The organism is uncultured Halorubrum sp. (assembly GCF_937146585.1).
GTDB lineage: Archaea > Halobacteriota > Halobacteria > Halobacteriales > Haloferacaceae > Halorubrum > Halorubrum miltondacostae.
The window spans coordinates 1-5,399 of record NZ_CAKZRO010000119.1; the positions used below are offsets into that span (position 1 = coordinate 1).

Consider the following 5,399-nt stretch of genomic DNA (forward strand, 5'->3'; position numbering starts at 1 on the left):
CGCGCCGCTCCGGCTCGCCGGGCTCGGTCAGCAGCCGCCGCCGGTCGCGGCGCGCGTTCGCGTATCGGACTCCCTGGACCAGACCGAGGACGCCGAGCAGCGTGACGACGGCCGACGTGGGCGAGATGGCGGCCGCGATCCCGCGGTCGAGCGCCGCGAGGAGGCCGACGGCGACCGCCGCTACCCCCGCGATCGCGACCGGTCGCACTACCGGTCACCCCCGTCGAGCGCCGCGCCCGCCTCCTCGTCTTCGACGTGGTCGCGGCTCACGAGTCGCCCCCGTGGCGCTCCTCGATCCGGCGCAGCGCCTCGACGGCGCGGCGCTCGCGGTCGTCGGTCGCGTCCTCGCCGCCGTAGCGCACGCGCTCGAACACCTCGGTGAGCGCGGTCACCGGCTCCTCGGCGACCCCGGCGTCGACCGCCGCGGTCGCGAACTCCGCCGGCGTCGACGACGCCGGCCGGTCGACGTCGAGGACGTCGGTCATGTCCCGCCACGCGCGGTACACCTCGTTGTCCGCGTCCGACGACTCGATCCGGTCCGCGGCCTCGCCCGCCGTCCGCCCGACAGCGGCGAGGTCCGGCGGCTCCTCGGCCGGCTCGTCGGTCCGGTCGCCCTCGCCGCGGTCGGCCTCGTCGTCGCCGCCGGCGAGGAGCAGCGCGGCGACGCTCGCGATCACCGCGGCGACGACGACGACCGCGAAGAGGATCTGCGGCGCCGACGCCGCCCCCTCGCCGCCCCCGAGCCCGCCGCCGGCCGCGCCGGCCGGTAACAGTCCCGTCTCGTTGCCGCCGACGCCGAGGCCGATGGAGACGCTCCCCGTCATCGACCCCGACCGGCACGCCGACAGTATCCAGAAGAGGATCCCGATCGGCGCGCCCATGACGCCGGCGACGGTGACGCCCGCGAACAGCGATCCCGTGTCGCGATAGGCTATCCCGGCGAGCAGCGTCAGTCCGATGAGGAACGCGAGCACCGCGGGCGGTTCCCTGAGGAACGCGAGACAGACGTCCGACGTGCCGAACTGGCCCGCCTCGCCCGACGACGTGAGGACTCCGGGATCGTCGTCGCCCTCGCCGACGCTCGGCTGGCCGCCCGATCCGCCGCCGAACCCGCCGCTGCCCGTGTCGACCGCGGAGTCCAGCGTCGCGGACGCGACGCCGAGCGCGAGGAGGGCGAGGATGGCGACGGCGACCGCGACGAGGGCGTCCCGCTTCACGTCCCCGAATACGGCGGCCGCCGGGAATAGCTTTCGGCGACGGCGGTCCGTCGGGGCGCTTCGGGGCGCGCCGAGGCGCGTCAGTCCGGGCCCCCGGGGTCGGCCCCCTCGCGTCCGGGCCCCGGGACTCGGCTTACGCGTCCTCGCTCCCGTCGACGACGCCGTCGAGCGGCGTGGTCGGGAACAGGGCGTCGACGTCGGGGTCCGGGTCGACGAGGCGGTACGCGGTCCCGTCGGGCTCGACGACGCCGGCGTCGGCGAGGTGGTCGAGGTGCGAGAACGCTTCGCCGGGGCCGTGGAGCACGTGGATGTCCTCAAGCGAGCCGAACAGCGCGGCCGACACCTCCCACGCGGTCGCGGGCCCGGACTCGTCGAGGACCTCGATCACCCGGCGCGTGCGGTGGCGGTGGTGGTCGAGGATCGCCGCCGCCCGGCGGCTCGGCTCGTCGATCCGCTGGCGGTGTCCCGGGTGCGCGGCGTCGAAGTCGCGCGCGACGATCCGCGCGAGGCTCTCGGCGTACGCCGCGAGCGCGCCCTCGACGCGCACGTCCGCGCCGCCGACGTTGGGGGTGTACTTCGGGAGCAGCGCGTCGCCCGTGAACACTTCCTCGGTCGCGTCGTCCCCGGCGACGGGGTCGTGGTCCGGCACCGTCCGCGGGTCGAACGCGAAGCCGGAGAGCCCGGCGGTGTGGCCCGGCAGGTGGAGGGCTTCGAGCGCGACGCCGCCGGCCTCAATGGCGTCGCCGTCCGCGAACGCCGTCACGTCGGCCGGGTCCCCGGAGAGCCCCGTGCTGACCGCGTCGAAGAAGTCGATCAGCCGCTCTTGGTCGGCGGCGGGCATCCCCCAGCGCTCGAACGTCTCGCGCTGGAGGTCGCGGTCGGCGAACAGCGGCGTCTCCGTCCCGTCGACGAGGCCGGCGTCGGCCTCGTGGACGTACACGTCGGCACCGCCCTCGGCCTGGACCTCGCCGGCGAGCCCCGCGTGGTCAGGGTGCCAGTGGGTGAGCACGACCGCGTCGACGTCGGCGAACGAGCGCCCGTAGTCGGCGAGGCCGTCCGCCAACTCCTCGCGGACCTGGGGGAGCGAGACGCCGGTGTCGACGAGCGCCGTCGTCTCGCCGTCGAGCAGGTACACGTCGTTTGCGCCCTCGAAGACGGTGTTGCCGAGCTGGATCCGTTTCACAGGGCAACGACGGCTGCCGGGCATTTCACCGTTTCCACCGCGCCCGCCCCCGCCCCGGGCGCCGTCGCTCGGGGACCGCCGACAGTGAACGCGGAGCGTGCCCCGGAATCGCTCGCCCCGTTCCGCCCGGCCGCGGTCGCCGACCGCGATCCGTTGGGGCTTTGCTTCTGCCGCCCGTGCCGGACACATGGAGTATCAACCGGGCGTGTGTAACATCGGACCGACCCAACAGCGACGGCGGCTCCTCCTCGGCGTCGGGTCGCTCGCGCTCGCCGCCGCGTTCGTGGCGGCGGTCGTCTCGCTCGCGTGGCCGCAGTGGTCGCTCATCCTCACGGTGTTCCCGCTGTACGGCGCCGCGATGGGCGGGTTACAGTACCGCGAGCGCTTCTGTATCGGGTTCGCCGGCATGGGCGTCTTCGACGTCGGCGGCGGGACGAGCGAGATCCAGAACGAGGCGGCGCTCGCCGCCGACCGCAAGAAGGCGGTCAAGCTCAACGCGAAGGCGATGGCCATCGGCGCGGCCGGGACGGTCGCCGTCTACGCCGGCGTGGCTTTCCTCTTGTAAGCACCAGTCGGAGTGCCTGTCGACTACTGATAGATAGCCGACCACGGGCCTGCGCCGAACATCGGTAAAGCCCCAGTCGCTCGTTCGTTACCGCTCGGGGGCAGATCGAAGGCGAACGCCGCCTCGCGACTGCCCACTCGAGCCCCACCCCGCACCGCGCCTCACACCTCCCCAGCCTCGCGGTTCGCGCTCTCCGAGCGCTCACCGCGTCCCTCGCGCGTGCCTCTCGCGGCCGCCGCTTCGCTCCGGCCGCTCACAGGCACGCGCCACCGCACGAGCGTCGTGTCGCATCTGCCGTCGCGGTCGCCGGTGATAACCACGAACGTGCGTATAGAAAAGCATTAGAACCGCCTCGGTGACCACGTAAGTGAATGAGTCTGTCCGATGCGGACCACGAGCTCGTGACCGCGGAGCTCGGCCGCGAGCCGACGGCGGCCGAGGCCGCGCTGTTCGAGAACCTCTGGAGCGAGCACTGCGCGTACCGCTCCTCGCGACCCCTGCTGTCGGCGTTCGACAGCGAGGGCGACCAGGTCGTGGTCGGCCCCGGCGACGACGCCGCGGTCCTCGCGCTGCCCGAGCCGGACGCGGCCGACGACCCCGCGGCCGAGCGCGACGCCGACGACTACGGCGACACCTACGTCACCTTCGGCGTCGAGAGCCACAACCACCCCTCCTTCGTCGACCCGTTCGACGGCGCGGCGACGGGCGTCGGCGGCATCGTCCGCGACACGATGAGCATGGGCGCGTACCCGATCGGGCTCCTCGACTCGCTGTACTTCGGCGGCTTCGACCGCGAGCGCTCCCGGTACCTCTTCGAGGGCGTCGTCGAGGGCATCTCCCACTACGGCAACTGTATCGGCGTCCCCACGGTCGGCGGCAGCGTCGCCTTCCACGGCGGCTACGAGGGGAACCCCCTCGTCAACGTCGCCTGCGTCGGCCTCACGAACGAGGACCGCCTCGTCACGGCGACCGCGCAGGAGCCGGGCAACAAGCTGGTGCTCGTCGGGAACGGCACCGGTCGCGACGGGCTCGGCGGCGCCTCCTTCGCGAGCGAGGACCTCGCCGAGGACGCCGAGACGGAGGACCGGCCGGCGGTCCAGGTGGGCGACCCGTACGCCGAGAAGCGCCTGATCGAGTGTAACGAGGCGCTGGTCGACGAGGACCTCGTCCGCTCGGCCCGCGACCTCGGCGCGGCCGGCCTCGGCGGCGCCTCCTCCGAGCTCGTCGCGAAGGGCGGGCTCGGCGCGCGGATCGACCTCGACGCCGTCCACCAGCGCGAGCCGAACATGAACGCCACGGAGATCCTGCTCGCCGAGAGCCAGGAGCGGATGTGCTACGAGGTCGCGCCCGACGACGTCGACCGCGTCGCCGCCCTCGCCGAGCGGTTCGACCTCGGCTGCTCGGTCATCGGCGAGGTGACCGACGGGAACTACGTCTGCGAGTTCGCGGGCGACGCGGACGGCGACGCCGAGGTCGTCGTCGACGCCGAGGCCGAGTTCCTCGCCGACGGCGCGCCGATGAACGACCTCCCGAGCGAGTCCCCGAGCGAGCCCGCCCGCGACCTCCCCGCGGACGAGCCGCCGCTCGACGAGGCGGTCGCGGCCGTCCTCGCGGCCCCCTCCACCGCGAGCAAGCGCTGGGTGTACCGCCAGTACGACCACGAGGTCGGGACGCGCACGGCCCTGAAGCCCGGCGACGACGCCGCGCTGCTCGCGATCCGGGAGACGGAGGCGGCTGGCGGAGCGGACGGAGCGAGCGACGGGGCCGCCGACGGCGTCGGCCTCGCGCTCTCCTCGGGCGCGAACCCGAAGTGGACCGCGGCCGCCCCGTACGAGGGCGCGCGGGCGGTGGCGCTGGAGAACGCGACGAACCTCGCGGCGACCGGCGCGGTCCCGCTCGCCGCGGTCGACTGCCTCAACGGCGGCAACCCGGAGAAGCCGGACGTGTACGGCGCGTTCGAGGGGATCGTCGACGGGCTCGCGGACGCCTGCGCCGCGCTCGACACGCCCGTCGTCGGCGGCAACGTCTCGCTGTACAACGACAGCGTCGAGGGGCCGATCCCCCCGACGCCGACGCTCGCGGTGCTGGGCACGACGCGCGGGTACGACGCCCCGCCCGCCGCGCTCGACGCCGACCGCGCGGCCGACTCCGAGCTCCTGCTGGTCGGGTCCGGGGGCGACGCGCTCGGCGGCTCGGAGTACCTCGCGCACGCCGGCGGCAGCGACCGGTTCCCGACCCTGCCGGACGAGTCCGGCGGCGCGGACGACCTCGGCGGCCTCGTCGCGTCGCTCGCGGCGGCCGCGCGACACGAGTCGACGCTCGCGGCCCACGACGTGAGCGAGGGTGGGCTCGCGGTCGCGCTCGCCGAGATCGTGACCGACGACGCCGGCGTCGACGCGACGCTCCCCGACCGCGTCGCGGCCTTCGACGAGAC

At 74.3% G+C, this 5,399-nt stretch carries 4 protein-coding genes and 1 pseudogene; 2 read left to right on the top strand and 3 right to left on the bottom strand.

Features of this window, described 5'->3' with window-relative positions:
* From Q0116_RS09810 to Q0116_RS09820, 3 genes and pseudogenes are all read right to left on the bottom strand, one after another.
* A pseudogene (locus Q0116_RS09810) lies at positions 1–208 on the bottom strand (hypothetical protein); the annotation flags it as partial.
* Between the two features lie 58 nt (positions 209–266).
* Positions 267–1,217 carry a DUF4129 domain-containing protein gene (locus Q0116_RS09815; RefSeq protein WP_297887462.1) on the bottom strand — a complete coding sequence of 317 codons (951 nt, stop codon included), beginning with the start codon at positions 1,215–1,217 and terminating at the stop codon, positions 267–269.
* 133 nt (positions 1,218–1,350) lie between these two features.
* On the bottom strand, positions 1,351–2,400 hold the full coding sequence (locus tag Q0116_RS09820) for an MBL fold metallo-hydrolase (RefSeq protein WP_297887465.1): 1,050 nt from the start codon (positions 2,398–2,400) through the stop codon (positions 1,351–1,353).
* A gap of 187 nt (positions 2,401–2,587) precedes the next feature.
* Between Q0116_RS09820 and Q0116_RS09825 the strand changes: the two genes are divergently transcribed.
* Positions 2,588–2,965, top strand: coding sequence for a hypothetical protein (locus tag Q0116_RS09825; RefSeq protein WP_297887468.1), 378 nt, complete (start codon positions 2,588–2,590; stop codon positions 2,963–2,965).
* Between the two features lie 371 nt (positions 2,966–3,336).
* On the top strand, positions 3,337–5,399 hold a 2,063-nt coding region (gene purL, locus Q0116_RS09830; protein ID WP_297887471.1), incomplete at its 3' end, for a phosphoribosylformylglycinamidine synthase subunit PurL.